This window comes from Mycobacterium sp. NGS17, from assembly GCF_059813205.1.
In genome coordinates, this window is the sequence record NZ_JCALED010000002.1 from 373,692 (window position 1) to 399,241 (window position 25,550).

The 25,550-nt window shown below is 66.1% G+C and carries 21 protein-coding genes and 1 tRNA gene; 11 read left to right on the forward strand and 11 right to left on the reverse strand.

Translation table 11 applies throughout. The features are described from left to right. The first annotated feature begins 5 nt into the window (after positions 1-5). From AC5Y7E_RS05900 to AC5Y7E_RS05910, 3 genes are all read left to right on the forward strand, one after another. A complete protein-coding gene (locus AC5Y7E_RS05900; protein WP_499947941.1) occupies positions 6-482 on the forward strand; it encodes a GtrA family protein in 477 nt (158 codons plus the stop codon). An 86-nt stretch (positions 483-568) separates the two neighbouring features. Then, a complete protein-coding gene (locus tag AC5Y7E_RS05905; RefSeq protein ID WP_499918120.1) occupies positions 569-1,642 on the forward strand; it encodes a glycosyltransferase in 1,074 nt (357 codons plus the stop codon). A gap of 3 nt (positions 1,643-1,645) precedes the next feature. Then, on the forward strand, positions 1,646-2,563 hold the full coding sequence (locus AC5Y7E_RS05910) for an SDR family oxidoreductase (RefSeq protein ID WP_499918119.1): 918 nt from the start codon (positions 1,646-1,648) through the stop codon (positions 2,561-2,563). Between the two features lie 59 nt (positions 2,564-2,622). On the opposite strand, the gene AC5Y7E_RS05915 is transcribed toward AC5Y7E_RS05910, so the two are convergent. Both AC5Y7E_RS05915 and AC5Y7E_RS05920 read right to left on the reverse strand, forming a co-directional pair. Next, the gene (locus AC5Y7E_RS05915) at positions 2,623-3,393 is read right to left on the reverse strand and encodes a phthiotriol/phenolphthiotriol dimycocerosates methyltransferase (protein WP_499918118.1); all 771 of its coding nucleotides are present in this window, start codon (positions 3,391-3,393) and stop codon (positions 2,623-2,625) included. Positions 3,394-3,606: 213 nt separating this feature from the next. Then, positions 3,607-3,690: transfer RNA gene (locus AC5Y7E_RS05920), tRNA-Tyr, on the reverse strand. A gap of 69 nt (positions 3,691-3,759) precedes the next feature. Between AC5Y7E_RS05920 and AC5Y7E_RS05925 the strand changes: the two genes are divergently transcribed. Both AC5Y7E_RS05925 and AC5Y7E_RS05930 read left to right on the forward strand, forming a co-directional pair. Further along, positions 3,760-4,251, forward strand: a complete 492-nt coding sequence (locus tag AC5Y7E_RS05925; RefSeq protein WP_499947942.1) for a YajQ family cyclic di-GMP-binding protein — start codon at positions 3,760-3,762, stop codon at positions 4,249-4,251. Positions 4,252-4,355: 104 nt separating this feature from the next. After that, complete coding sequence (locus AC5Y7E_RS05930) at positions 4,356-5,867, forward strand: flavin-containing monooxygenase (protein WP_499947944.1); 1,512 nt, start codon at positions 4,356-4,358, stop codon at positions 5,865-5,867. 1 nt (position 5,868) lies between these two features. Here the strand turns inward: AC5Y7E_RS05930 and AC5Y7E_RS05935 are convergent, their stop codons facing one another. Both AC5Y7E_RS05935 and AC5Y7E_RS05940 read right to left on the reverse strand, forming a co-directional pair. Continuing rightward, positions 5,869-7,062 (reverse strand): PPE family protein, encoded by a 1,194-nt coding sequence (locus AC5Y7E_RS05935; RefSeq protein ID WP_499947946.1) that lies wholly within the window; start codon positions 7,060-7,062, stop codon positions 5,869-5,871. A 14-nt stretch (positions 7,063-7,076) separates the two neighbouring features. Continuing rightward, on the reverse strand, positions 7,077-7,379 hold the full coding sequence (locus AC5Y7E_RS05940) for a PE family protein (protein WP_499918114.1): 303 nt from the start codon (positions 7,377-7,379) through the stop codon (positions 7,077-7,079). A 473-nt stretch (positions 7,380-7,852) separates the two neighbouring features. Here AC5Y7E_RS05940 and AC5Y7E_RS05945 point away from each other — a divergent pair, with 473 nt between their 5' ends. Then, positions 7,853-8,878 carry an NAD(P)H-dependent glycerol-3-phosphate dehydrogenase gene (locus tag AC5Y7E_RS05945; protein ID WP_067355914.1) on the forward strand — a complete coding sequence of 342 codons (1,026 nt, stop codon included), beginning with the start codon at positions 7,853-7,855 and terminating at the stop codon, positions 8,876-8,878. Between the two features lie 261 nt (positions 8,879-9,139). Next, positions 9,140-10,672, forward strand: coding sequence for a SulP family inorganic anion transporter (locus AC5Y7E_RS05950; protein WP_499948320.1), 1,533 nt, complete (start codon positions 9,140-9,142; stop codon positions 10,670-10,672). A 26-nt stretch (positions 10,673-10,698) separates the two neighbouring features. Here AC5Y7E_RS05950 and AC5Y7E_RS05955 read toward each other — a convergent pair whose 3' ends face one another. From AC5Y7E_RS05955 to grcC1, 3 genes are all read right to left on the reverse strand, one after another. Further along, positions 10,699-10,953, reverse strand: a complete 255-nt coding sequence (locus tag AC5Y7E_RS05955) for a helix-turn-helix domain-containing protein (RefSeq protein WP_499918112.1) — start codon at positions 10,951-10,953, stop codon at positions 10,699-10,701. Between the two features lie 28 nt (positions 10,954-10,981). Next, positions 10,982-11,836, reverse strand: a complete 855-nt coding sequence (htpX, locus tag AC5Y7E_RS05960) for a zinc metalloprotease HtpX (protein ID WP_499947948.1) — start codon at positions 11,834-11,836, stop codon at positions 10,982-10,984. Positions 11,837-11,940: 104 nt separating this feature from the next. Beyond that, complete coding sequence (gene grcC1 / locus AC5Y7E_RS05965) at positions 11,941-12,948, reverse strand: nonaprenyl/(2E,6E)-farnesyl/geranylgeranyl diphosphat synthase (protein WP_499947950.1); 1,008 nt, start codon at positions 12,946-12,948, stop codon at positions 11,941-11,943. Positions 12,949-12,970: 22 nt separating this feature from the next. Between grcC1 and menJ the strand changes: the two genes are divergently transcribed. Together menJ and AC5Y7E_RS05975 are read left to right on the forward strand one after the other, a co-directional pair. Beyond that, on the forward strand, positions 12,971-14,200 hold the full coding sequence (menJ, locus tag AC5Y7E_RS05970; protein ID WP_499947953.1) for a menaquinone reductase MenJ: 1,230 nt from the start codon (positions 12,971-12,973) through the stop codon (positions 14,198-14,200). Between the two features lie 113 nt (positions 14,201-14,313). Continuing rightward, a complete protein-coding gene (locus tag AC5Y7E_RS05975) occupies positions 14,314-14,724 on the forward strand; it encodes a DUF732 domain-containing protein (RefSeq protein ID WP_499918108.1) in 411 nt (136 codons plus the stop codon). Between the two features lie 5 nt (positions 14,725-14,729). Here the strand turns inward: AC5Y7E_RS05975 and AC5Y7E_RS05980 are convergent, their stop codons facing one another. Next, positions 14,730-15,422 carry a demethylmenaquinone methyltransferase gene (locus tag AC5Y7E_RS05980; RefSeq protein WP_499947956.1) on the reverse strand — a complete coding sequence of 231 codons (693 nt, stop codon included), beginning with the start codon at positions 15,420-15,422 and terminating at the stop codon, positions 14,730-14,732. 57 nt (positions 15,423-15,479) lie between these two features. Here AC5Y7E_RS05980 and AC5Y7E_RS05985 point away from each other — a divergent pair, with 57 nt between their 5' ends. Then, a complete protein-coding gene (locus AC5Y7E_RS05985; RefSeq protein WP_499947958.1) occupies positions 15,480-16,304 on the forward strand; it encodes an SDR family oxidoreductase in 825 nt (274 codons plus the stop codon). 160 nt (positions 16,305-16,464) lie between these two features. On the opposite strand, the gene AC5Y7E_RS05990 is transcribed toward AC5Y7E_RS05985, so the two are convergent. Then, positions 16,465-19,665, reverse strand: coding sequence for an AAA family ATPase (locus tag AC5Y7E_RS05990; RefSeq protein WP_499947961.1), 3,201 nt, complete (start codon positions 19,663-19,665; stop codon positions 16,465-16,467). 81 nt (positions 19,666-19,746) lie between these two features. After that, a complete protein-coding gene (locus tag AC5Y7E_RS05995) occupies positions 19,747-22,917 on the reverse strand; it encodes an ATP-binding protein (RefSeq protein WP_499947963.1) in 3,171 nt (1,056 codons plus the stop codon). Between the two features lie 189 nt (positions 22,918-23,106). Between AC5Y7E_RS05995 and AC5Y7E_RS06000 the strand changes: the two genes are divergently transcribed. Further along, positions 23,107-24,342: a cytochrome P450 gene (locus tag AC5Y7E_RS06000; RefSeq protein WP_499947965.1), complete on the forward strand. Its 1,236-nt coding sequence runs from the start codon at positions 23,107-23,109 to the stop codon at positions 24,340-24,342. 10 nt (positions 24,343-24,352) lie between these two features. On the opposite strand, the gene AC5Y7E_RS06005 is transcribed toward AC5Y7E_RS06000, so the two are convergent. Then, positions 24,353-25,507, reverse strand: coding sequence for a glycosyltransferase family 4 protein (locus AC5Y7E_RS06005; RefSeq protein WP_499947967.1), 1,155 nt, complete (start codon positions 25,505-25,507; stop codon positions 24,353-24,355). Positions 25,508-25,550 lie beyond the last annotated feature (43 nt).

Below are 25,550 nucleotides of genomic sequence, written 5' to 3' on the forward strand. Positions count from 1 at the left end.
GGACTATGGGCCTCTCGCGATTGGGCACCAGGGAGGCCAACAAGAAGCTCCGTTACGCTGCTGTGTCGGTCGTATTCGTCCCCCTCGGGCAGATTCTCATCCAGGTTTTGGGCTTATGGCTGCACAACTACACTGCCGGTTCGCTATTGGCGGCCGCCATCGTGACCGTCCCTAACTTTTTCGTCAACAAACTTTTCGTCTGGCGGATCAGGTCGCGCGAGAACTTGCGCAGCCAGGTTCTTGTGTTCTGGGTGGCCATGATGCTGGGTGTCGCGTTGGCAACGTTGTTCACTTACCTCGTCGAGGCCGCGATGGCAAACCACACGACGCTCGCCCGCGGCGCAGCAGTGTTCTGCGCCCAGCTGCTGGGATTCGGCATCGTCTGGGTGGGTCGTTTCCTCATCCTGGACCGCTGGCTGTTCAAGCTGGCGGGCGACACCTCTGAGCACGCCGACGAGGTCATCGGCGAGATTCCTGTCTGAGCCAATCGAGCCACTGGGCGGCTCTACGCGCATGGACGCGATCGGGCGGTTCGCCCTACGGCAACCCGGTGTAGCCAAAATCACAATTGACAGGACCCACCCGGCCATGCGTCGGTACTGTTACTCCACTGGACGCGTCCGTTCAGGGAGGCAAACGCGTGACTGGTGACCACCAATCGAGCCGTGTGGACTCGATCAGCGTCGTAATCCCGGTCTACAACGGAGCCGCGACCTTGCCGGGGTTGGTAAAGGAGCTCGAGCAGCACCGTTCGCTGCAGGAGACCAGGGGCGGCCGCAAATTCCGCGTCGACGAGGTGCTTCTCGTGTGGGACCGCGGCATCGGCGGTAGCGAAGAAGTCGTGCGCGATTTGGCCGCGCGCGACGAGTGGCTCCGTCCGGTGTGGCTCTCCCGCAACTTCGGACAACATCCCGCGACGCTGGCGGGCATGACGTCATCAGGTGGCGACTGGATCGTGACGATGGATGAGGACGGACAACACGATCCGGCGTATATCGGCGACTTGCTCGACACGGCGTACCGCGACCGCACCGAACTGGTGTACGCGTCGCCGACGAACCGACCACCGCACGGTGCCTTGCGCAATGTGGCGTCCTGGCTGACGAAGTGGTTGTTCCTACATGTCCTGGTGTCGTCCAAAGGCCTTCGAGCTTTCAACAGTTATCGACTGGTCCTCGGCGAGGCCGGACGAAGTGTCGCCGCCTACGCCGGCGCCGGGGTGTTCCTCGATGTCGCCCTGTCTTGGGTCGTCACCGAACCCTCAACCTGTCCCGTGGTGCTGCGCCAAGAGGGCCGGCCCGCCAGCGCGTACACCCTCCACCGCCTCGTCTCGCATTTTTGGCGGCTGGTCATCTCCTCGGGCACCCGGCCGCTGCGCTTCGTCTCCACGATTGGCGTTCTGTTCGCTCTTCTGGGCTTCGCCACCGCTATTTACAGTGCGGTCCGGAAACTGGTGGGCGATGTCAACGTGCAAGGTTGGACATCGGTGTTCGTAGCGGTGCTTGTCATCGGTGGGGCGGCCTTGTTCTCACTGGGGATCATTGCCGAATACATCGCAGCTGCCGCCGGCATGGCGATGGGCAAGCCGGTGTATGTCATCGTGCGCGATCCGGGTGAAGCATTCGATAGCCCGGAGGGCTGACGGATGCTTACTTGGATTGTCGGCCGGCGGGGATTGCTGGGCAGCGCCGTCTCGCGGTCGATCGGTTCGGAGTTCATCGGCGCTCCGGTGCCGTGGGAAGATCACGATGCTGCGGCTGCGGTGCTCGATGCCAGCCTCGATGAATTCACCCGGGCGGCGCGCGACGACGACTGGTCGGTCATCTGGGCCGCCGGCAGCGGCGTCATAGGTTCCACGATCGACAAACTCGCAGCGGAGACCCGCATCATGTCCCACCTGCTCACACGAATTCGAGAGTCGCGGCCAACCGGTCGGGGTGCGTTCTTCCTCTCCTCATCCGCGGGCGGCATCTATGCCGGGTCGACTCACCCCCCGTTCAGTGAATCGACGACGCCGCAGCCACTGAGCCCGTACGGCGAGGCAAAACTCGCTCAGGAGGAGATTTCGCGGTCGGCGCTCGACGGCTGCGTCCCACTCGTCATCGGACGATTGTCAAACCTCGCAGGGCCCGGTCAGAACGTCATGAAACCGCAGGGTCTGGTCAGTCAGCTGTGCCGAGCCGCCGTGACGCGACAATCGGTGAACGTTTTCGTGCCGATGGAGACCCTCCGCGACTACTTGTATGTCGATGATGCCGCCGCGATGGTGCGGACGCTGGTCCAGAGAGCGGTAGAAACGCAGCCGGCCGCGCCGGTGCTGCGCAATCTGTCGTCTCAACGACCACTGCCGGTTTGCGCCGTCTTGAGGACGGTGGAGCAAGTGGCCCATCGCACGGTTCGTATCGCACTGGGAACGAGCCCGTCGACGAGATATCAAGTCCGGGACCTGAGGCTGTGCACACAGTTCGCGCAGGACTTTCAGGGCGTCGCAATAACTCCGTTTCCCGTGGCGGTCAAACGTGTATACGACGATGTACTGCGTCGACAGCTATCTCCGAACTGATCAAATGACTCTCATTGATTGCCACTCGCGAGTCCTACATGCCGGCCTTTCCGAACCCCTCACACCTTAGTGAAGCAGTACATCCGGTAAGAGGTTTGTCCATTAAGCAATCCATCGCAGAATTTGGGATGTATATATTGCCGAAGAACGCCAAAACTATTGCGAGACAACTCATGCCACCGCCGGAGATTCTGCGCTAGTGCACGCGCAACGTCCGCACTGATGTCCCTCTGCGACACGATCCGCATAGGGCCGTCTTCTAGCTCTTGTTCCCATTTGTGAATGCCGTCATGTCGGCGCCAATCGGCGTATAGGAAGTGGCCGCCGGGCCGTAGCACACGTGCTACTTCAGCGAGGAAACGCGGAAACGCGGGGTAGCAGTGCGAGGCCTCGACATTTATCACCGCATCGAAGGTTTCATCGGAGAAGGGGAGGTCCGCGGCGTTGCCCTGCACGAAGTCAAGGCCAGGCAGGTTGTGCCGTTTGCGGCAGAAGTCGACACCGGCCCGACTTAAGTCCAATCCCGTGTAGGAGGCCAGACCCAAGGTGCGCATTAGATATTCGGCTCCGCCGCCATGACCACAGCTGACTTCCAGCGCCCGTTTTCCACCTAGATCAACCTGGGTCGCCGTTCGGTGATAGAGCTGAATGAAGTAGCGGTTGGGCTCGTCGGACGCCTCCAGGGGGAGGGCCATGGGCGGATCTTCCTCATAGCCCCAGTTGATGAAAACCTGATCGTCACCGCTGAAAAAGCGGGTCGTTAGCGGGTAAAAGTATTTGGCAAAGAATTTCCACCCTGGAGTAAGTAACAGGTGGTTGGTGAGGCTCACGCGTGTGAGTATGACAGAACGCTCCGAGGGTCTGCGCCGACTTCGCCCGGCGCTACGGAACACTTCGCAAGGTGCACCGCCGGCTCAACGCGACGCCACTTGATCCCGCACATCGATTTCCTCGGCTGGGTGCCCGCTGCCGCCACCAATCGCACGTCGGTTGCAGGCCAGCGGCCAGGCCGGAGCAAAACCGGCCCAGACCCGGCTGAGGCTTGGTGGCAGGTACAGGATTCGAACCTGTGAAGCTTTCGCGACGGATTTACAGTCCGCTCCCATTGGCCGCTCGGGCAACCTGCCGCCAGACAGGTTACAACGAGCGAGTAGACAAAGCACAAACGCCTATCACCGGATGAAGGGACGGAATGCATGGCGGACTCATCGTTCGACATCGTCAGCAAAGTGGATCGCCAAGAGGTCGACAACGCGCTCAACCAGGCCGCCAAGGAATTGGCCACCCGGTTCGACTTCCGCGGCACCGACACCACGATCGCCTGGAAGGGCGACGAGGCTATCGAGCTCACGTCATCCACCGAGGAACGCGTCAAGGCGGCGGTCGACGTCTTCAAGGAGAAGCTGATCCGCCGCGACATCTCGATGAAGGCCTTCGACGCCGGTGAACCGCAGGCCTCCGGCAAGACCTACAAGATCAGCGGCTCCCTCAAGCAGGGCATCAGCAGCGAGAGCGCCAAGAAGATCACCAAGCTGATCCGTGACGACGGCCCCAAGAACGTCAAAACCCAGATCCAGGGCGACGAAATCCGGGTCACCAGCAAAAAGCGGGACGACCTGCAGGCCGTGATCGCGATGCTCAAGCAGGCCGACCTGGACGTGGCGTTGCAGTTCGTCAACTACCGCTGACCGGCGCGGTCCGTGCCGCGCGGCGCGGATTCGCGAGTTACTAGCCCGACCAACCGGTGGGTCTCTACGCTGGTACGAGTCCCACAATTCGAGCGAGGTTCACGATGACCGCGACTCCCCAGGAGGCCGCCGATAACGGTGCCGCCGAGGCCGGATACTCCGACGTGATCATCGTCGGTGCCGGCATCTCCGGCATCGACGCGGCATATCGGATCACCGAGCGCAATCCGCACCTGACGTACACCGTCCTGGAGCGGCGCGCGCAGATCGGCGGGACGTGGGATTTGTTCCGCTATCCCGGCGTGCGATCGGACAGCAGCATCTTCACGCTGTCCTTTCCGTTCGAGCCGTGGACCCGCAAGGAGGGCGTCGCCGACGGCGTGCACATCCGCGAGTACCTGGTCGCCACCGCGCGCAAGTACGGCATCGACCGGCACATCCGGTTCAACAGCCATGTGCGCTCGGCGGACTGGGACTCCGCAACCGACACCTGGACAGTCACCGTGGAGCAGGACGGCGCACGCAAGCTGTACCGCGGCCGCTTCCTGTTCTTCGGCAGCGGCTACTACAACTACGACGAGGGCTATACCCCGGACTTTCCGGGCATCGAACAGTTCGAGGGCACCGTCGTGCACCCGCAGCACTGGCCCGAAGGCCTGGACTACACCGGCAAGCAGGTCGTGGTGATCGGCAGCGGGGCGACCGCGGTCACGCTCCTGCCGTCGTTGTCGGACCGCGCCGCCAAAGTGACCATGCTGCAGCGCTCGCCGACCTACCTCATTTCCGCGTCAAAGTACGGCGCGGTCGCCGCCATGGCTCGAAAGCTGTTGCCCCGCAAGCCCGCTCACCTCGTCATCCGCATGTACAGCGCCCTGACCGAGGCGGTGTTCTACGCGTTGTCCCGCAAGGCGCCGGGGCTGGTGCGGTGGCTGTTGCGGCGCAAGGCGATCAACAGCCTGCCCGCAGGCTACGACGTCGACACCCACTTCAAGCCGCGCTACAACCCGTGGGACCAGCGGATGTGCCTGATCCCCGACGCCGACCTGTACAACGCCATCGCCGCGGGCGGCGCCGAGGTGGTCACCGATCACATCGACCATTTCGACGCGACGGGGATCGCGCTGAAATCCGGTGGACACCTGGCCGCCGACATCATCGTCACCGCCACCGGCCTGCAGCTGCAGGCGCTTGGCGGGGCCGCGATCAGCCTGGACGGCAACGAGATCAAGACCAGCGACCGCTTCGTCTACAAAGCGCACATGCTCGAGGACGTGCCGAACCTGTTCTGGTGCGTCGGCTACACCAACGCGTCGTGGACGCTGCGCGCCGACATCACCGCCCGGGCGACGGCGAAGCTGATCGAACACATGGGTTCTCACGGCTACACGCACGCCGCACCGCATCGGGGCAACGAGCCGATGGCCGAGAAGCCGTCGTGGGACATCAACGCCGGCTACGTGCTGCGCTCGGTGCACATGCTGCCGAAGTCGGGCACCAAGCGGCCATGGAACGTGCGACAGAACTATCTGGCCGACGCGCTCGACTACCGGTTCGACCGGATCGAGGAGGCGATGGTGTTCGGCCGGCTCGAGGATCGGGCGCCGCTGGCCGGCTAGGCTAGCCCGCGGCCGGCGGCCTGGCCATCACCGACGGTTTGAATCCGTAGCTCGGCAGGTTGCGCCAGCCGCCTTGTCCGACCATCGGCCCGAACGGTGTCATCGGCACGGCAGGCAACCCGTTCGCGGCCGGCGGCACCGCGGACGTCGCGCTCACCAGCGTCGCGACCCCGGGGTTGGTGACGGCGTTGACCGGAGCCCAGCTGGGCGGCACGGACAGCGCTCCCAGCGGAACCGCGCGCCCCACACCCGCTGCCACGGAGCCCGCGTTGCCCAGGCCGGCACCGGCCGCGCCCAGCGCCTTGGCGCCGTTTCCCGCCGCCTGAGCCGCCGAGGAGGCCGCCGGGGCCAGACCCTTCGCGAATGTGCTCATCGCCGTGATCCCGTTGCTGATCTGCCCGAAGGACTGTGCCGTCTGAACGCCGACCTGCCCCGAGGAGATATACGGTACAACGTATTTCGAGTACATCGAGGCGATGTCGTCGAACGGGGTGTTCTCCGAGATCCATTCGTCGATCGGCTTGAGGTTGCCGAGGGTGGGCTCTGCCAGAGTCTGCAGGTTCTCGGCAGCCTGCGCGTTCGCGTTCGCCGCGGCGTCTTGCGCACCGCTGCGAGACGAATTGCCAACGGCTTTCGCGACCGCGGCGGCCTGCTCGGACAAAGCGGCGGGATTCGTCACTTCCGCCGGCTCGTCGAATTCGGTCAGCTGCGCGGCCGTCGCCGAGGACCCCGCGTAGCCGTACATCGCCGCGGCGTCTTGCGCCCACATCTCGAAATACTCCGCCTCGACCGTCGCGATGGCGGCGGTGTTCTGTCCCAACACATTCGACGCGATCAGCGACGCCAGCAGCGCGCGGTTTGCCGCGATCACGGGCGGGGGCACCGTCAGCGTGAACGCCGTCTCGTACGCGGCCGCCGCCATGGTCGCCTGGCTGGAGGCCAGTTCGGCGTTGCCGGCGCTGGTGCGCAACCACGCCACACAGGGGGTGGTCGCCGCCGCCAGGGCCAGCGCCGACGGACCCAACCACGGTCCGCCGGTCAGCGCGGAGATGACCGACTGAAAGGAGGCGGCGCTGCTGTGCAACTGTGCCGCCAGCTCGCCCCAGCTCGCCGCGGCGCCCAACAACGAACCCGCTCCCGGCCCCGCATACATACGCCCCGAGTTGATCTCCGGCGGCAGCAGCGCATAGTCCATGTGCGTCTCCGCTCTTACAGCGCCGACGCGGCGGCGTTGGCGGCCTCGGTGGCCGCGTAGGTTCCCGCGCTCTGCGCCAGGGTGGCCGCGAGCAATTCATGCACCGCGATGGCCCGGGCGGCCAGCGCCTGGAACTGCGCCGCATGGGCGGCGAACCTCGCCGCGGTCAGCGCGGACACCTCGTCGGCGGCGGCCGGAACGACCCCGGTGGTCGGGATGGCCGCGGCCGCCTTGCCGACGTTGAGCGCCGCGGTGATCGACTGGAGATTGCTTGCCGCCGCCGACAACTTGTCCGGCTGGACAGTCACGAAAGACATACCGTTTTCCCTTCAGCGTGTGTTCGGATGTCGCGAAACGCTAAACGAGGGTTCGGCGAATTCAGTGCCGACAATTCATTCAAATGGACCTTGAGCTTGTCTTTTCGGCAACACTCATGCTGATTTTTAGCCGCACGCCGTTTCGCGTGCTTTTCTCCGTCACCGCTCCGACGCGAGGCTCACCAGTGGCTTTGAGCCGGTTGGCTTTTGGCGGGAATGGCGCACACCTGTTGATTGCCCGACCTGAGCGGGGGTCCATTTAGCATTTTATGAATCTCCCATGCATTTTCAAAGGTATTCGGCACAAATGACCGGCGCCGACTTGCCGAACGCAAATGTTGTCGCCGATAAATATGAAATCGGCATGGATAACCGCGGATACCACGCCGGGCCGTGCGGGGTGTGCAGGCACGGTGCCGCCCCGCTTCGTGAACTCCTACAAAATCGCAGGTGTCCGCAATACGCTGATCGCCATGGCATCTGAGAAGCGCGAACCCAAAGTCGTTGTCCTCGGTGGCGGTTCCTGGGGCACCACCGTGGCGTCAATCTGCGCGCGTCGCGGGCCGACGCTGCAGTGGGTGCGCTCCGAGGCCACCGCGTCCGACATCAACGACAACCACCGCAACAGCCGTTACCTCGGCAACGACGTCGTGCTCAGCGACACCCTGCGCGCCACCACCGACTTCGCCGAGGCGGCGAACTCGGCGGACGTCGTCGTGATGGGCGTTCCCTCGCACGGCTTTCGAGGGGTGCTGAGCGAGCTGGCCAAGGAGTTGCGGCCGTGGGTGCCGGTGGTGTCACTGGTCAAGGGCCTCGAGCAGGGCACCAACATGCGGATGTCGCAGATCATCGAGGAGACGTTGCCCGGCCATCCCGCGGGCATCCTGGCCGGGCCGAACATCGCGCGCGAGGTGGGCGAGGGCTATGCCGCCGCGGCCGTGCTGGCGATGCCCGACCAGCATCTGGCGACGCGACTGTCGGGCCTGTTCCGCACGCGGCGCTTCCGCGTGTACACCACCGACGACGTCATCGGGGTGGAGATGGCCGGCGCGCTGAAGAACGTCTACGCCATCTCGGTCGGGATGGGCTACTCGCTGGGCATCGGCGAGAACACCCGGGCGCTGGTGATCGCCCGCGCGCTGCGCGAGATGACCAAGCTGGGCGTCGCCCTGGGCGGCCATCCCGACACCTTCCCGGGCCTGGCCGGCTTGGGCGACCTGATCGTCACCTGCACCAGTCAGCGCAGCCGCAACCGGCACGTCGGTGAACAACTGGGGGCGGGCAAACCGATCGACGAGATCATCGCCTCGATGAACCAGGTCGCCGAGGGCGTCAAGGCCGCCAGCGTGATCATGGAGTTTGCCAACGAATTCGGCCTGACCATGCCGATCGCCCGCGAAGTCGACGCCGTGATCAACCACGGCTCCACCGTCGAGGAAGCCTATCGAGGCCTGATCGCCGAGGTACCCGGACACGAGGTGCACGGTTCCGGCTTCTGAACTGGTGCTTTGACGCCGGGCAATTCAAATCTTTGCGTTCTCTATGGGCCGCGCCAGTCGGCTTGACCGGCCTTTGCCAGCAAAATACCGTCGACGCAGGTGGCCAGGGATTTCCGGGCGCGATGCAGCGGGTCCATCCCGTCGTAATCCTCTGTACGCCAGCGCGTTACGAAGAGGTAATGGGCGCACAATGGGGCGGATATCGGAACATCCCCCGCTAACACCTACCGAGGGACGCGACCGATGCACAACGCCGAACAAATGGGTGACAAAGCCCGCGCTCAAAGCCTCGCCGAACCGCGTCTCGAACGGTTGCGCGGCATCATCCGGCACGATCTGCCGTCCTCACTCGTGGTTTTCCTGGTCGCGCTCCCCCTGTCGCTGGGCATCGCGATCGCTTCGGGCGCCCCAGTACTCGCCGGCCTGATCGCTGCGATCGTCGGCGGAATCGTCGTGGGCTCGTTGGGCGGATCCCCGCTGCAGGTCAGTGGCCCCGCGGCCGGACTGACGGTGATCGTCGCCGGCCTGGTTTCCGATTTCGGTTGGGGCATAACGTGCTTGATCACCGTCGCCGCCGGAGTCGTGCAGGTTCTGTTGGGGCTCAGCCGTGTTGCGCGCGCCGCCCTGGCGATCTCACCGGTCGTCGTGCACGCCATGCTGGCGGGCATCGGCGTCACGATCGCCCTGCAGCAGGCGCACGTGTTGCTCGGCGGGAAATCCAAGAGCTCGGCCTGGCACAACCTCATCGGGCTTCCGGGCCAGATCATCGGTGCGCACCGTCCGGGGGTGATCCTGGGTGTGCTGGTGATCGTCATCCTGGTGGCCTGGCGATGGGTTCCCGCCAAAGTGCGCCGCGTCCCGGGGCCACTGGTCGCCATTGTCGCGGTGACGGTCATCTCGGTGGTCTTCCCGTTTCACGTGCGCCGGATCAACTTCGAGGGGTCGCCGCTGGAGGCGCTGCGGTTGCCCGATCTTCCCCACGGCAACTGGGGCGCGGTCGCGATCGGGGTGATCACGGTGGCGCTGATCGCCAGCGTCGAGAGCCTGCTGTCGGCCGTGTCGGTCGACCGGATGCACAACGGGCCACGAACCGATTTCAACCGCGAGCTGGTGGGGCAGGGAGCCGCCAACATCGTGTCGGGCAGCATCGGCGGGCTACCGGTGACCGGGGTGATCGTCCGCAGCTCGACAAATGTCAACGCGGGGGCCAAATCCCGCGCCTCGTCGATCATGCACGGCGTCTGGATCCTGTTGTTCACCATCCCGTTCGCCGGGCTGGTCGAGGAGATTCCCACCGCCGCCCTCGCCGGGCTGCTCATCGTCATCGGAATTCAGCTGCTGAAGCCGGCTCACATCGAAACCGCAATGAAACACGGCGATCTCGCGGTCTACGTCGTGACCGCCGTCAGCGTCATATTCCTCAACCTGCTACACGGCGTCATGATCGGACTCGCCCTGGCCATCACACTGACCGGATGGCGGGTTATCCGCGCCAAGATCGAAGCCACGCCGACCGACGACGGATGGCGGGTGAGCATCGAGGGCGCGGCATGCACCTTCCTGGCGCTGCCGAGGCTGACGCGGGTGCTGGCGTCGGTTCCGCAGGGCGCGACGGCGACGGTGGTCATTGCGGTCCACTACCTCGATCACGCTGCGCATCAAGCCATTACCGACTGGCAACAACAGCATGAGGCGACGGGCGGGGCGGTGGCGATCCACGGCGGAACCGAGACGGATCAACGCGACGCGCGCCCATCCTCGGTCGAAGCCGAAACATCCGAAGCCGCAGCGTAATCGGTTCGCCGCCCGGCCGAGCCGGGTCAGTCCACGTCGATGCTGATATGCAGCCGCTTGCCGCACACCTGCGCCAGCCGCTGCAGCACGTCGACGCGGGGCACCTCGGTCCCGTCCTCCCACGCGGCGACGGCTTCCTGGGTGGTGCCCATCGCTTCGGCCAGTTGGGCCTGGTTCATACCGGCACCGGCGCGCGTTTCGAAGATCAAGTCCGGCAGATCCAGCGCGAGGCCGGCTTCGTGAATGTCCATCGAGTTGGGTTCAGTCATCGCCATCACCATCCGAACTCAATGGTACTTGCGAATCGGACTACCGCCCCGCCATTTCCTCCAGCCGGCGGATACGGTCCTCGATCGGCGGGTGCGTGGAAAACAGCGACCCGATCCGCTCGCCCACCCGGAACGGGTTGGCGATCATCAGGTGCGCCTGGCTGGCCAGCTGGGGCTCCGGCGGCAGCGGGGCAGCCTGGACCCCGCCGGAAATCTTGCGCAGGGCCGACGCCAGGGCCAGCGGGTCGCCCGTCAACACCGCGCCCGATTCGTCCGCCTGGTATTCGCGTGACCGCGACACCGCCAACCGCACCACCGTCGCCGCGATCGGGCCCAGCAGCGAAACCAGCAGCAGCGCAAAAGGATTGCCGCCTTCGCGGTCATTGCCACCGAAAAACATTGCCATGTAAGACAGTGCGGTGATCACCGAGGCCAGCGCGCCTGCCACACAAGAGATCAGAATGTCGCGGTTGTAGACGTGCGAAAGTTCGTGACCCAGCACCGCGCGCAACTCACGCTCGGTGAGGATGTCCAGAATGCCGGTGGTGCAGCAGACCGCCGCGTTGCGCGGGTTGCGCCCGGTCGCGAACGCATTGGGCGCGTTGGTGTCGCTGATGTAGAGCCGGGGCATCGGCTGGTGCGCGCCCGTCGCCAGCTCTCGCACGATCCGGTACATCGCCGGCGCCTGCACCTCCGAGACCGGCTGCGCGTGCATCGCCCGCAGCGCCAGCTTGTCGCTGTTGAAGTACGTGTAGACGTTCATGCCGATCGCGAACAGCACCGCGAGGAACATCGCGGTCCTGCCGAACATCGAGCCGACGAACACGATCAACGCGGACATACCAAGCAACAACGCGAACGTCTTGAACGTGTTGTGATGCGGATGCCAGGTCATCGGTGTCCTCCTTGCGAACACTCGGGAGCGCGCGCTACTGCGGTTTACAGCTCATTGAACGCCCGAGATGGCCTTGTTGGTTCCGCAGGACTTCGCGATCGCCACTAGCCGTGCCGGCTGATGGTGTAGTCGACCAGCGTCTGTAGCGCCCGGCGGCCGGGAACATCCGGTAACAGGGCCAGCTCCTGGCGCGCCTGCTCGGCGTACTCGTGAAGCGACTGCTTGGCCTTGGCCATGCCCGGCGAGGCCCGCAACAGTGCCAGCGCCTCGGCCACCGCGTCGTCGTCCTCGATGGGGCCGACCAGCAGCTCGCGCAGCCGCGCCGCCTCGGGCCCGGGTTCGCGCAGCGCGTAGACCATCGGCAAGGTGCGCACGCCTTCGCGCACGTCGGTGCCGGGCAGCTTGCCGGACTCGTGGGAGTCGCTGTCGATGTCGATGATGTCGTCGGAGATCTGGAACGCGGTGCCCACGATGCCGCCCAGGCGGCTCAGCCGCTCCACCTGGTCGGCGTCCGCACCCGAGAACATCGCACCGAACCGGCCCGCCGCCGCGATCAGGCACGCGGTCTTCTCGTACACCACCCTCAGGTAGTGCTCGATGGGGTCCGATCCCTCGACGAAGCCTCGGGTCTCGCGCATCTGCCCCGTCACCAACTGGGCGAACGTCTCGGCGATCAGCCGCACGGCCTCGGGGCCCAGCCGCGAGACCAACCGCGAGGCCGTGGCGAACAGGTAATCCCCCGCCAGGATCGCGACGTTGTTGCCCCAGCGCACGTTGGCGGTGGGCGCGCCGCGACGGACCTCCGCTTCGTCCATGACGTCGTCGTGGTACAGCGTGGCCAGGTGCACCAGTTCGATGACGGCGCCGGCGATGGTGACGTCTCCGCTGTCCGGGTTGGGCCCGATCTGGGCCGACAGCACGGTGAACAGCGGCCGGAACCGCTTGCCGCCGGCCTTGAACAGGTGCGTCAGCGACTCGGTCATGATGTCGTCGGCGCTGAGCAGCTCGGTGTCCATGAGCTGCTCGATCCGCCCCACACCGTCCCGTACGGTCGCCGCGAAACCGGGGTTGCCGAAGTCGACGCCCGCCACCACCGTTGCCGGAGTACTCACGGCACCAAACATACTGGTGTGCATGAAGACGGGAGCGACCCGAGCCCAAGTGGTGGTCGTGGGCGCCGGGCCCGCCGGTTCGGCCGCGGGTGCGTGGGCCGCCCGCGCGGGCAACGACGTACTGGTCATCGATTCGGCGAGCTTTCCTCGCGACAAGGCCTGCGGCGACGGACTGACCCCGCGCGCGGTCGCGGAGCTGGAACGGCTGGGGCTTGGCGACTGGCTGGACAGCCGCATCCGGCATCGCGGGTTGCGGATGAGCGGATTCGGCGGCGAGCTGGAAGTCGACTGGCCCGGTCCGTCATTCCCGTCGACCGGCAGCGCGGTGGCCCGCTTGGAGCTGGACGACCGGATCCGCAAAGTCGCCGAAGATTCCGGGGCGCGAATGCTGCTTGGCACCAAGGCCGTTGCCGCGCAACATGATTCATCGGGCCGCGTGACATCGGTGACATTGGCCGACGGCACGGAGGTCAGCTGCCGTCAGTTGATCGTCGCCGACGGCGCCCGCTCGTCGCTGGGCCGCAAGCTGGGCCGGCGCTGGCATCAGGAGACGGTGTACGGCGTTGCCGCCCGCGGCTATCTGACCACCGCGCGGGCCGACGACCCCTGGCTGACGTCGCATCTGGAACTGCGCTCCCCCGACGGCTCCTTGCTGCCCGGCTACGGCTGGATCTTCCCGCTGGGCAACGGCGAGGTGAACATCGGCGTCGGAGCGTTGTCGACGTCCAAGCGACCCGCCGACCTGGCGCTGCGGCCGCTGATCGACTACTACACCGACCTGCGCCGCGACGAGTGGGGCTTCACCGGCCACCCGCGGGCGGTGGCCTCGGCGCTGCTGCCGATGGGCGGCGCGGTGTCCGGCGTGGCCGGCGCCAACTGGATGCTGATCGGCGACGCCGCGGCCTGCGTGAACCCACTCAACGGAGAGGGCATCGACTACGGGCTGGAGACCGGGCGGTTAGCCGCGGCGCTGCTGGACTGCCCCGACCTGTCACAGGTGTGGCCGTCGCTGCTGCAGCAGCACTATGGCCGCGGCTTCTCGGTGGCGCGCAGGCTGGCGCTGCTGCTGACGTTCCAGCGGTTTCTGCCGTCGACCGGACCGATCGCCATGCGCTCGACGACGCTGATGACCATCGCCGTGCGGGTCATGGCCAATCTGGTCACCGAGGACGACGCGGACTGGGTGGCGCGCGCCTGGCGGGGCGGCGGCCGGCTGTCCCGGCTGCTCGACCGCCGAACGCCCTTCAGCTGACCGAGTGCCGTGCATCGCCGCTGGTCAGCGGGCTTTCGTGGCCCCTTGCGGGCGCAAAATCGGCGATTCGCTTTCGGCCGCGCAGCTTGAGCGGGCCGTGTATAGTCCAGCTAATGAAGGGAACGACGCTGGCTACTATCGGAGCCGCCGCTGCTATCGCGCTTGCCGCGCTGGCCGCGCCGGCGCAGCTCTCCGTGCCGGCGCAGGCGGATCCGCCGCCGACGGCGCCATACCCCACCCCGCGGACACCGTCGCCGCCGAGCGACTACGACGCGCCATTCAAGAACACCGTCAACGGCTTCGGCATCTACCAGCCGCAGGACCAGTTGGCGTGGCTGGGCAAGATCACCTGCGACCGGTTGGGCCGCGGCGTGGACCACGACGCCCATCAGTCCGCGACTTTCATCCAGCGCAACCTGCCGCGCGGCACCACCGAGGGGCAGTCATTGCAGTTCCTGGGCGCGGCGGTCGACCACTACTGCCCCGACCAGATCGGCGTGGTCCAGGCCGCCGGCAACCACTAGAACCTTCAGCGCCCGGGTTTGGTCCCGGCGTGTAGGGCGACGATGCCGCCGGTCAGGTTGCGCCAGCGCACCCCGGACCAGCCGGCCTGGGTTATCTGCTGCGCCAGCGCCGCCTGATCGGGCCACGCCCTGATCGATTCCGCGAGGTAGACGTACGCGTCCGGATTGCTGGACACCGCCCGCGCCACCCGCGGCAGCGCCCGCATCAAATACTCCTTGTAGACCGTGGCGAACAGCGCATTGGTGGGCGTGGAGAACTCGCACACCACCAATCGGCCACCGGGACGGGTGACCCGGGCCATCTCGCGCAGCCCGGCCTGCGTGTCGACCACGTTGCGCAGCCCGAAACTGATTGTCACGGCATCGAACACGTCGTCACCGAACGGCAGCCTGGTGGCATCGCCGGCGACCTTCGGAACGTCGCGCGCGGCGCCCGCCGCCAGCATGCCGACGGAAAAGTCGGCGGCCACACACCAGGCCCCGGACTTCGCCAGCTCCACGGTGGACACCGCGGTGCCCGCAGCGAGGTCCAACACCTTCTGACCCGGCCCGATGGCCAGCGCCGACCGGGTGGCCCTGCGCCAGTACCGGTCCTGGCCCATCGACAGCACGGTGTTGGTCAGGTCGTACCGGCGGGCGACACCGTCGAACATCGACGCGACATCCCGGGGGTCCTTGTCCAATTCCGCGCGACTCACCAGAGAAACGCTACCCGTTGGGGGAATGAGGTGGCGCCGTCGGCGTTGTAAGGGGGCGTGACTGAAAAAGTTTGGTTTATCACCGGTACATCGCGAGGTTTCGGCAGGGCGTGGACGATCGCGGCGCTGGAGCGCGGCGACAAGGTTGCCGCCACGGCCCGCAACACCACCGCGCTGGACGACTTGGTGCAGAAGTACGTCGACGCGCTGCTCCCGATTCGCCTGGACGTGACCGATCGGGCGGCGGATTTCGCGGCGGTCAAGCGCGCGCACGACCACTTCGGCCGGCTCGACATCGTGGTGAACAACGCCGGCTACGGCCAATTCGGGTTCGTCGAGGAGCTTTCCGAGCAAGACGCACGCGATCAAATCGAAACGAATGTGTTTGGGGCGCTGTGGATCACGCAGGCCGCGCTACCCTACCTGCGGGGGCAGGGCAGCGGCCACATCATCCAGGTTTCCTCGATCGGTGGCATCACCGCGTTCCCCTTGGTCGGCATCTACCACGCGTCGAAGTGGGCGCTGGAGGGCTTTTCGCAGGCGCTGGCGCAAGAGGTCGCTCCGTTCGGTGTGCACGTCACGCTGATCGAGCCGGGCGGTTTCGACACCGACTGGGCCGGCGACTCGGCCAGGCATGCCGATCCGCTGTCGGCCTACGACGATGTTCGCGCCGCCGTGCAGGCCGAGCGCAGCCGCCGGTGGGCCAGCCCGGGTGACCCGTCGGCGTCCGCCGCGGCCCTGCTCAAGGTCGTCGACGCCGAAAAGCCGCCGCTGCGAGTGTTTTTCGGCGCTTCGCCGCTGGAAACGGCGAAGGCCGACTACGAGAGCCGGCTCCAGAATTGGGAGGAATGGCAATCCGTCGCCGAGCTGGCGCAGGGCTAGCCGGCGTTGAGTCCCGCTCGCGCCTGGTCGATTTGGTCGTAGGCGTAGGTCACCATGGCGGCGGCAGTCATGCCTTCTCCCTCCCGCGCGAGAGATTCGTATGTCTGGTCTTCACCTCTGCCAGACGCCTCGCGTGTGGACATATCCCGACTGACCAGTTTCACGGCAATGTCGCAGCCCACGCGATATGTTCCTGGTAGCCAAGCGCTTTCGCCATCTCGCGGTGGTGATGCAAGAAGTGCGAATAAGAGTCGTCATCACCCCGGCTGCGGGCCAGCAGCACCCGCAACCGCAACAACCAGATGTCGCGCATCACCAGACCGTCATCGGCTCGCGCGGCCATCAATCGGTCGATCGCTGCCTCGGCTTCAGCCACATCAGCGCCGGCCCCGCGATCAAGCAGCGTCTCCGCCAGAACGGCCGTCGCCGGAACGCCCCACAAAAGGAGGTGTTCTTGGCGAAACAGATGGTCGGCAGCGGCACGCATTACCGATATGGCGGCATCGCGATCTCCTTGCCTCGCCGTCTCACGTGCCGCGTAGACCTGCACGATCGGCAGATCGCTTAGGTTGTGCCCTTGGTTCAGGAACACTTCGCCGGTCTCGCCCAACAGCTTCTGGCCCAGACCACGCTCCTCAATGGTGTCGCGGTGCGCCAGCGCGACGCCCAACGTCGCCTTGATGAAGCCCACCACCACGTCATCGCTGGATCGCTCGGCGATCCGCAGAGCGTTCTCGATCTCGTGCAGTGCACCATCATCGGCCCTCAGCACGCCGAACGGTATGCCCAGCAAGTAGATATAGCCGACGACCCCTGCGTATGACGCGGGGTCGGCGCGGCGGGCCATAGCCAGGCCGTGTCGCAGGTCTGCCGGCCATCCAGGGCGACCCAGAAAATAGCGAGCCATACCCCGCGACACGAAGGAGAGCGCTAATGGACACCCGACAAGAAAGTTGCCTTTCGACGGATCCCCGGCAGCCAAGTCGATAACGGCCTCCGACCATCGCAGGACGTCACACCATTCGGTGCTCTCGATCTTGCCGTAGATCACCGGGAAGGACAGCCCCACTATCAGGGTCGCGTCCCCGATCGACTCGGCGAGGTCCCAGGCTTCCGATGCGAGCTGGGACGCCTCGCGCACCCGGTCCTGATGCGCGTAGCCAACCACCATCCCCGCCGTCGCGATGCCAAGTGATGCCTTGTCCCCCGCGGCGCTGCACAGCTCTCGCAGTTCATCAAAGCGCTCCCCGGCAACGCTTGCGTGGACTCGCCAACCCGTCCCGCACAACATGGTGCGCGGAGCGATGCGCATTTCCGCGCGGTGGGGGTAATCGGCCGGCAGCGCATCGGCGATCTCCGCCGCTCGTCCCCAGCTCGCTCGCGCCGCACTTATGTCGCGGTTGGTCGCCCAGGTGGCGGCACGCATGTGCCAGCCATAGGCGTCGTGCAGATCACCGGCTGCCTCCACATGTTCAGCGATCAACGCTGCGTTTTCGTCCGCCGATCCGCGGGCTTCGATTGCGGCGGCCACTCGCCGGTGCAGATCTGAGCGATCCGATCGGAGTTGTGCGCCGTAGGCCACCGAATGAATGAGCGGGTGATGGAACACATACTCCGGTTGTCGCGTGAGGCCGACTACGTCGATGAGCTGGGCCGCCACCAGCTCGTCGACGACGGGCTCAACACCCAACGCCGTAAGCAGGTCGAGGCGCAATCGCGAGCCGATAACCGCGGCCGCGCTCAACGTGCGCTTGGCTTTCGGACGGAGCCGGTCGATCCGCGCGGCGATGGTCGCCTGCAAGGTCGCAGGCACGCTCACTTCGCTGACCTCCGCGGCCGACATATAGGCACCCGGCTCCCCACGCAACACTCCGCGCTCGGCCAGTTCCCGCACCAATTCCTCGGCGAAGAACGGATTACCGGCGGCCCGCTCGGCGACTCTGCGCCCCAAAGCATCGACCGACGGGTCGGGCCCGAGGAGATGTGCGACGAGTGCTGCGGTTTCTGAATCACTCAGCGGCGCAAGGACAATAGTGTGAGCATCAGTCAGTCGGGTCAAAGCGCCATGGTATTCCGGTCGGTACGCGACCAGCACCAATGAACGCGTCTGCGGGATCACCTCAAGGAAATCAGTCAGCATCGACTCGCTGATCTCATCGATCCAGTGGGCATCCTCCACGACGTAGACCGCGGGAGCGCCGCGGGACAAACTGGCTGCGTTCACCAGCGCGGCCAGCCGCCGCCGGCGCGCATTAGGATCGATCGCCGGTACGGCGGTGATCGGGTCGGCTATGCCCAGCAGGTCATCAAGCAGCAGCATGTCTTCTGGGTCTGCATTCCGAAATTGGTCTCGCACTCGCGCGCGGGCCGCCTGCCCGTCAAGACCCTCGACGCCGGTCGCCGCCCGTAGCAGCCGCGCCACTGCATGAAAGGGGAGCTGGCTGGTGTGTGACTCGCAGAAGGCGGTTAACACCTCCACACCGCGGACCGTGGCCATCGCGGCCACCTCGCGCACCAGACGACTCTTGCCGATGCCAGGTTCGCCCACCACTGCAACCACACCGCCATGACCTCCGAGCGCGCGGTCCAACAGGTCCTCGACGACGGACATTTCCAACCGGCGGCCGACGAGATCCGAGTAAACGCGTTCCCTAGCGCGATGCCGGTCTCCAATGCCTAATAGGCGGTAGGCGATGACTGGTTCGTTGGCGCCCTTTATGCGGACCATCTCCGGTTCACTCAGCGTCGCCGAGTCATCAACCAGTCGCGCGGTGGACATGCTGAGCATCACCCCACCCGGCGGTGCGACCGATTCCATTCGTTGAGCCAGGCCCACCTGATCACCGATCGCGGTGTAACCCAAAGGTCCCGAGCCGATTTCACCGGTGATTACCTGACCGGAGTTAAGTCCCACGCGCACGAGCAGTTTCGCGCGATCTCGGCGCTCGACCTCGACGGCCAGAGCTTTCGCTTCCTCCTGAATGCTCAGCGCCGAAAGACATGCGCGAAGAGCATGATCTTCCAGTGCCGCCGGCGCACCGAACACCGCCATGATGCCGTCGCCGGTGAACTTGTCCACCGTGCCGCCATACCTCCGGACAACAGTCGCACAGCGGTTGGCCAGGCGGACCATGATCTCGCGCAGCCGCTCCGTCCCGACGGTCGCCGCGATCTCCATCGAATGCACCACGTCGGCGAACAAGACGGTGACTTGCTTGTATTCGGCCCATCCAGTCGCCTGATACAGGGGTGCACCGCATTTGCTGCAGAAATTCGCCGCCGAACTGAATGGCGCGCCGCACGAACCACAGACCAGCCCGGTCTTGGCCAGTTCGCGCCCGTTGTCCCCGTTGGGGTCCACGTCAGTATCGTTTCACCGCTGGCCAACGATGTCGCGCAGATCGGCAGGCCAACTGTGGCGACTGAAGCGAAGTTTCGAGACTCATGGCAGCGCCGCGGCCCACGCGATGTGGCCGTCGTAGCCGTGTTCGTGGGCCATCGCGCGATAGCGATCCCTGAAGTCCTGATACGCGGCATCCTCGCCGCGTGCTCGCGCCAGCAGCGCCCGGAGCCGTAGCACCCAGACCTCACGTATCGCCAGAACCTCTTCGGCCGGTTCGGCCGCCAGCCGCTCGACAGCCGCCTCGGCTTCGGTCAGCTGAGCGGCGGATGGGCTGTCGAGCAATGCCTCCACCAGAGCACCCGTCGCGGGAAGGCCCCACCCCAGCGCCAGGCCCTTGCGGAACAGATGGTCGACGGTGGCCTGCATGAGCGGTATGGCCTGACCGCGATCTCCATGCCGAGCCCTCTCGCGCGCCACATACATTTCGACGATCGATAGTTGCGACAGAAGGTATTTGGGGCGTACGGACCCATCGTTGAGCTCGGTCAGCAGCCTATGTCCGCGGTCGCGCTCCATTCCGGCGCCCCGATGCACCAGCGCTACACCCAAGGTCATCCGGGCGATGGCCAGCGCCATGTCATCACCGGATCGTTCGGCGATCTCCAAGGAATTCTCGATCTCGCGTACCGCACGATCGTCGGATCTCATTGCGCCGAAAGCTATTCCCGCGAAGTAGACGTATGCCACAACGGTGACGTAGGACATGGGGTCGGTGCTGCGGGCCATAACAAGGCCCTGCTCCAGTCCTTCACGCCATCCGTCGCGACCGAGGGCATAACGAGCGATAGCCTGGTTGGTCAAGGCCAGCGCTAAGGGAGATCCGATGATGAAGTTGCCCTTGGTCGGGTCACCGGCGGCGAGGTCGATGACTCGCTGGGACCAGCGCAACACATCCGAATATTCGACGTTCTCACCCTTGGCGAAGATCGGGGCGACGGACAGGCCTACCGTCAACGTCGGGTCGTCGATCGATTCGATGAGGGCCATGGCCTCCGATGCCACCTGCGAGGCCTCGCGCCGCCGGTCGTCAAGCGCATAATCCATCACGAGCCCCACCATGCCGATGGCCAGCGAGGGCTTATCGCCGGCCGTGGCGCACAATTCGCGAAACTCGTCGAAGCGCTCACCGGCCACGTGCTCATTGACCCGGAAGGCGATGCCACACAACATGGTTCGGGGCGCGATACGCATGGCCACGCGGTTGGGGTCATCGGCGGGTAGTGCGTCGGCGATCGTTCGGGCACGTTCCCAGCTCAGCCACGCCGCGGCGATGTCGCGGTTGGTCGCCCATGCCGCGGCTCGCATGTGCCAGCCGTAAGCGCCGTGCTCGTCACCGGCGGCCTCCAAATGCCCGGCGATCAGGGCGGCGTGTTCGTCGGCCGCTCCCGGAGCGCGTGATTCGATCGCGGCCGCGATGCGCCGGTGCAGCTCGGCACGGTCCGATCGAAGCTGCGATTCGTAAGCCACCTCCCGAATCAGCGGATGGTAGAACGCATACTCGGGTTGCTGGCTGGGCATTTGATTGATGAGCTGGGCCGACACCAGCTCCTCGAGCACCGGCTCGATGCCCAAGGTTTCCAACAGATCCCGGTTGAAGTTCGAGCCGATGACCGCCGCCGCGCCCAGGGTGCGTTTCGCCTTCTGGCCCAGCCGGTCGATGCGCGCGGCGATAGTGGCTTGCAGCGTGGCGGGCACGCGCACCGCAGCGCCTTCCGTCGTCGAGACGTAGGCGCCCGAATTGCCTTGCAACACACCGCGGTCGGCAAGCTCGCGCACTATCTCTTCGGCGAAGAACGGGTTGCCCGCGGCCCGCTCGGTGATCATGGTGGCCAACTCAGCGACCGACGGGTGTGCCCCGAGCAGGTGCGAGACCAGTCCTGCGGTCTCCGAATCGCTCAGGGGCGAAAGGGCGATGGTTCGCGCACCGGCGACTTCGCCCAACGCGCCTCGATATTCGGGGCGATAGGTGACCAGCACCAGCGTGGGCGTCCTAGGGATTATGGCGATGAAATCGGTCAGCAGCGACTCGCTGACCTCGTCGATCCAGTGGGCGTCTTCGATGACGAAAAGCGCCGGGGTTTCGCGGGCCAGCGACGCGGCGTTGACCAGCCCGGTCAACCGCCGCCTGCGCGCCTCGGGATCGATCTTGGGCAGCTCGACATCGGGATCGGCGATGCCCAGCAGGTCGTTCAAGAGCAGCAAGTCCTCCGGCTCCGCATGGCGAGCCCGACCCCGGATCCGCGCCCGGGCGGTGGGCGGGTCAAGGCCCTTGATGCCCGTGACCGCGCGCAGCAGCCGCCCCACAACGTAAAACGGGATCTGGCTCGTGTGCGATTCGCAGGAGGCGACGAACACGTCGGCACCCCGCACGGCTGCCATGGCCGAGACGTCGCGCACCAGACGGCTTTTGCCGATGCCCGGTGGCCCCGCGACTCCGACCACCGCCCCGTGGCCATCGAGCGCGCGCTCCAGCAAGCCCTCGACCGCCGACATCTCCCCGCCCCTGCCGATCAGCTTCGACTCGCCATGCCAGGCATCGCGCTGCTTTTCGCCCATGCCCAGCAGCCGATGGGCCGGCACTGGCGTGTCAGAACCCTTGATCCGGACCAACTCTGATCCACCCAGATTCGCCGCGCCCTCGACGAGTCGCGCTGTCGGGGCGCTGAGCATCACCCCGCCCGGCGGAGCCGCCGATTCCATCCGCTGAGCCATGCCGACTTGCTCACCTATCGCGGTGTAACCGAAAGGCCCCGAGCCGATTTCGCCAGCGATCACCTGACCGGAGTTGAGGCCTACCCGCAGCTGCAGATGCACACCATCGCGGGCGTCGACGTCGACGGCTAGGCGCTTCACGTCCTCCTGAACCCCCAGCGCCGCCAAGCAGGCGCGAACCGCGTGGTCCTCCAATGCAACCGGCGCGCCGAACACCGCCATGATGCCGTCGCCGGTGAACTTGTCCACCGTGCCGCCGAAGCGCTGCACCACCGCCGCGCAAAGGTCGGCGACGTCGGCCATGATCTCTCGGAGTCGTTCCGCGCCCACGGCCGCCGCGATGTCCATCGAATGCACCACATCGGCGAACAGGACCGTGACCTGCTTGTACTCTGCACGGACATCCGGTCCTTTGACCGGGGATCCGCAGCCGTGGCAAAAGCGGGCGTTCTCCAGCGGCTCGGTGCCGCACGTTTGGCACGCCGCTATGGCCGTCATTCGACCCTCCGCCGGTCCGGGGCCCCAAGGTTTCCAGAGTTCTCAAAGAATAGGCGGTGGGGCACCCGCACGCACCGGGCGGCGAGTACTGCTATGGCAAGACAGGTAGTCGGCTACGCATGTGCTTGAAGGCCGAACCGCCCAGGCTGAGGCATGAAGGTACTTCGCCGACCAGCCCTGGGGGCCACCATGACGATCACCGTTGACGCGCCGAGCTGCCCGAACGTCTTCGATGCCGGACTTCCGGCGATTGATTATGAGCGTTGCCGAAGCCTGGAAGAGGCGCACGAGATCATCAGCCGCGCACGACGGCAGGCGCCTATCGCCATCGGCCCCCACGGGCCGGAGTTCTTGACCTATGACCTGGTTCGAACCGTCCTGCGTGACCCGCGATTTCGCGTGCCCCAGGGGATGTTCCTGGCCTCACAGGGCATCACCAGTGGCCCGCTGTGGGAGCGGGTGGCAACGAACCTGATCAGCCTCGACGGTCCCGCGCACCAGCGGCTGCGCCGCCTGGTGTCCAAGGCCTTCACACCGCGGGCCACCGCGCGGCTGGGCACCACGATCGTCGACGTAATCAACGAACTCATAGACCACCACGGCGCGGCCGGACGCTGCGACGTGGTCAGCGACATCGCCCGCCAATATCCGATCCCGATCATCTGTGCGCTGTTGGGCGCCCCGGCCGAGGACTGGAAGCTGTTCTCGGAGTGGACAGACGACATCTTCAAGGCCTTCAGCTGGGAGGTCGCGGCGCATGAGCGGGCCATCCTGGCGGCCTGGGACGAGCTCGACGCCTACATCGACGACATGGTCGCCCAGCGGCGGCTCACGCTGACCGACGACCTGCTCTCGGACCTGATCCGCGCGGAGGACGACGGTGATCACCTCAACGCCGAGGAGCTGCGGATGCTGGTAGCGGGCCTGCTGATGGCCGGCACGGACACCACCCGCAACCAGCTGGCCGCCTCCGTGCAGGTGCTGTGCGATCACCCCGACCAGTGGGCGCTGCTGGCCCAGCACCCCGAGCTCGCGGCAAACGCGGTCGAGGAGACGATGCGGCATTCACCGATCGCGGGCCTCACCCTGCGCATCGCCCTCGAGGACGTCGAGGTCGGCGGGTTCATGATCCCGGCCGGCACGCTGGTGATCGCCAACACGGCCGCCGCAAACCGCGACCCCGCCGTCTACGACGTTCCCGACCGGCTCGACATCACCCGCGTGGATGCCGCGCCGATGCAGACTTTCGGCGCCGGCATGCACTACTGCCTGGGCGCCAATCTGGCCCGACTGGAGCTGAGCGAAGCCCTGAAGGTCATGGCCCAACGCATGCCCAACGCCCGCCGCACCGGCCCCGCCCCGTGGAAGCCCCTCACCGCCATCAGCGGACCGGCCACGCTGCCAATCGAATTCGACCCGTCATAGGGCCGCTGGCTTACTCGCCCTGCGCGTGCCGCCCGGCGGCGATCTGCCGCCGGACGAACGGCGACAGCACCGCCTCGTAGTGACCCAGCAACTCGTCGCAGATGACCGGCCAGCTTCGGCCGACCACACTGCGCCGGGCGGCCGGGGCGTAGCGGGGCCGTTCGGCGATCAGGTGGGCGACCGCGTCGGGCAGCCGGGACTCGAACTCGTTGACGGCCAGCAGCAGACCGGTACGCCACGGTGTGACGAGGTCACGAGGGCCGCCGGCGTCGGGGGCGATCACCGGCAACCCCGACGCCAGCGCTTCCTGCACGACCTGACAAAACGTCTCGTGCTCGCCGGGATGCACGAACACGTCCATGCTGGCGTACGCCGCGGCGAGTTCGTCGCCGTACAGCGCACCGGTGAAAACCGCTGTCGGCATTGCCGATTGCAGCTTGCTGCGGTCGACGCCGTCGCCCACGATGACGAGCTGAACCGCGTCGTTCGCGGCCAGCCCGGCCAGACGCTCGACGTGTTTCTCGGGCGCGAGGCGACCCACGAACCCGACGACGGGCTTGCCCTGCGGTGACCACTGTCGTCGCAGCGCCTCGTCGCGCGCTGACGGCGCGAACCGCAGCACGTCGACGCCGCGCGCCCATCGATGCACCCGCGGAAACCGGTGAGCGACAAGCGATTCCATGGTCACACTGGATGGCGCCAGGGTGCGGTCGGCGAGGCTGTGCAGATGACGGAACCAGGCCCAGGCGGCACGCGCGGTCATCGGAATGCCGTAGCTGGCCGCGAAGCCCGGCACATCGGTCTGGTACACCGCGACCGTCGGAATTCCCAGCCACCGGGCCGCCCGCAGCCCGCCGTAGCCCAGCAGCGCCGGCGACGCCAGGTGAACCACGTGGGGATCGAATCCGCGCAGCACCTTCACCAGCCGGGGCGTCGGCACACCGAGCGGCAGGGTGGTCACCTTGGGAAACATCCGGGACGGCACCCGGTGCACCCGGATCCCGTCGTAGATGCGATCCGCCCGGGGCTGCCCGGGAGGGGTGTCGGGGGCGACGACCAGGGCTTCGTGGCCCGTCCGGCGCAGATGCTCGAGCACCCGGATCACCGAGTTGCTGACACCGTTGACTTCGGGGAGAAACGATTCCGCGACGATGGCAACGCGCACATCAACACCGTGTCAGCGCCGACTGTCGACAAGGTTGCCTGCG

What these genes read in the sequence shown, in the direction of transcription:
- AC5Y7E_RS05900 (WP_499947941.1), top strand. Translation starts at nt 6, where the DNA reads ATGGGCCTCTCGCGATTGGGCACCAGGGAGGCCAACAAGAAGCTCCGT.
- AC5Y7E_RS05910 (WP_499918119.1), top strand. Translation starts at nt 1,646, where the DNA reads ATGCTTACTTGGATTGTCGGCCGGCGGGGATTGCTGGGCAGCGCCGTC.
- AC5Y7E_RS05925 (WP_499947942.1), top strand. Translation starts at nt 3,760, where the DNA reads ATGGCGGACTCATCGTTCGACATCGTCAGCAAAGTGGATCGCCAAGAG.
- AC5Y7E_RS05930 (WP_499947944.1), top strand. Translation starts at nt 4,356, where the DNA reads ATGACCGCGACTCCCCAGGAGGCCGCCGATAACGGTGCCGCCGAGGCC.
- AC5Y7E_RS05935 (WP_499947946.1), bottom strand. Translation starts at nt 7,062, where the DNA reads ATGGACTATGCGCTGCTGCCGCCGGAGATCAACTCGGGGCGTATGTAT.
- AC5Y7E_RS05940 (WP_499918114.1), bottom strand. Translation starts at nt 7,379, where the DNA reads ATGTCTTTCGTGACTGTCCAGCCGGACAAGTTGTCGGCGGCGGCAAGC.
- AC5Y7E_RS05945 (WP_067355914.1), top strand. Translation starts at nt 7,853, where the DNA reads ATGGCATCTGAGAAGCGCGAACCCAAAGTCGTTGTCCTCGGTGGCGGT.
- AC5Y7E_RS05950 (WP_499948320.1), top strand. Translation starts at nt 9,140, where the DNA reads ATGGGTGACAAAGCCCGCGCTCAAAGCCTCGCCGAACCGCGTCTCGAA.
- AC5Y7E_RS05955 (WP_499918112.1), bottom strand. Translation starts at nt 10,953, where the DNA reads ATGGTGATGGCGATGACTGAACCCAACTCGATGGACATTCACGAAGCC.
- htpX (WP_499947948.1), bottom strand. Translation starts at nt 11,836, where the DNA reads ATGACCTGGCATCCGCATCACAACACGTTCAAGACGTTCGCGTTGTTG.
- menJ (WP_499947953.1), top strand. Translation starts at nt 12,971, where the DNA reads ATGAAGACGGGAGCGACCCGAGCCCAAGTGGTGGTCGTGGGCGCCGGG.
- AC5Y7E_RS05975 (WP_499918108.1), top strand. Translation starts at nt 14,314, where the DNA reads ATGAAGGGAACGACGCTGGCTACTATCGGAGCCGCCGCTGCTATCGCG.
- AC5Y7E_RS05995 (WP_499947963.1), bottom strand. Translation starts at nt 22,917, where the DNA reads ATGACGGCCATAGCGGCGTGCCAAACGTGCGGCACCGAGCCGCTGGAG.
- AC5Y7E_RS06000 (WP_499947965.1), top strand. Translation starts at nt 23,107, where the DNA reads ATGACGATCACCGTTGACGCGCCGAGCTGCCCGAACGTCTTCGATGCC.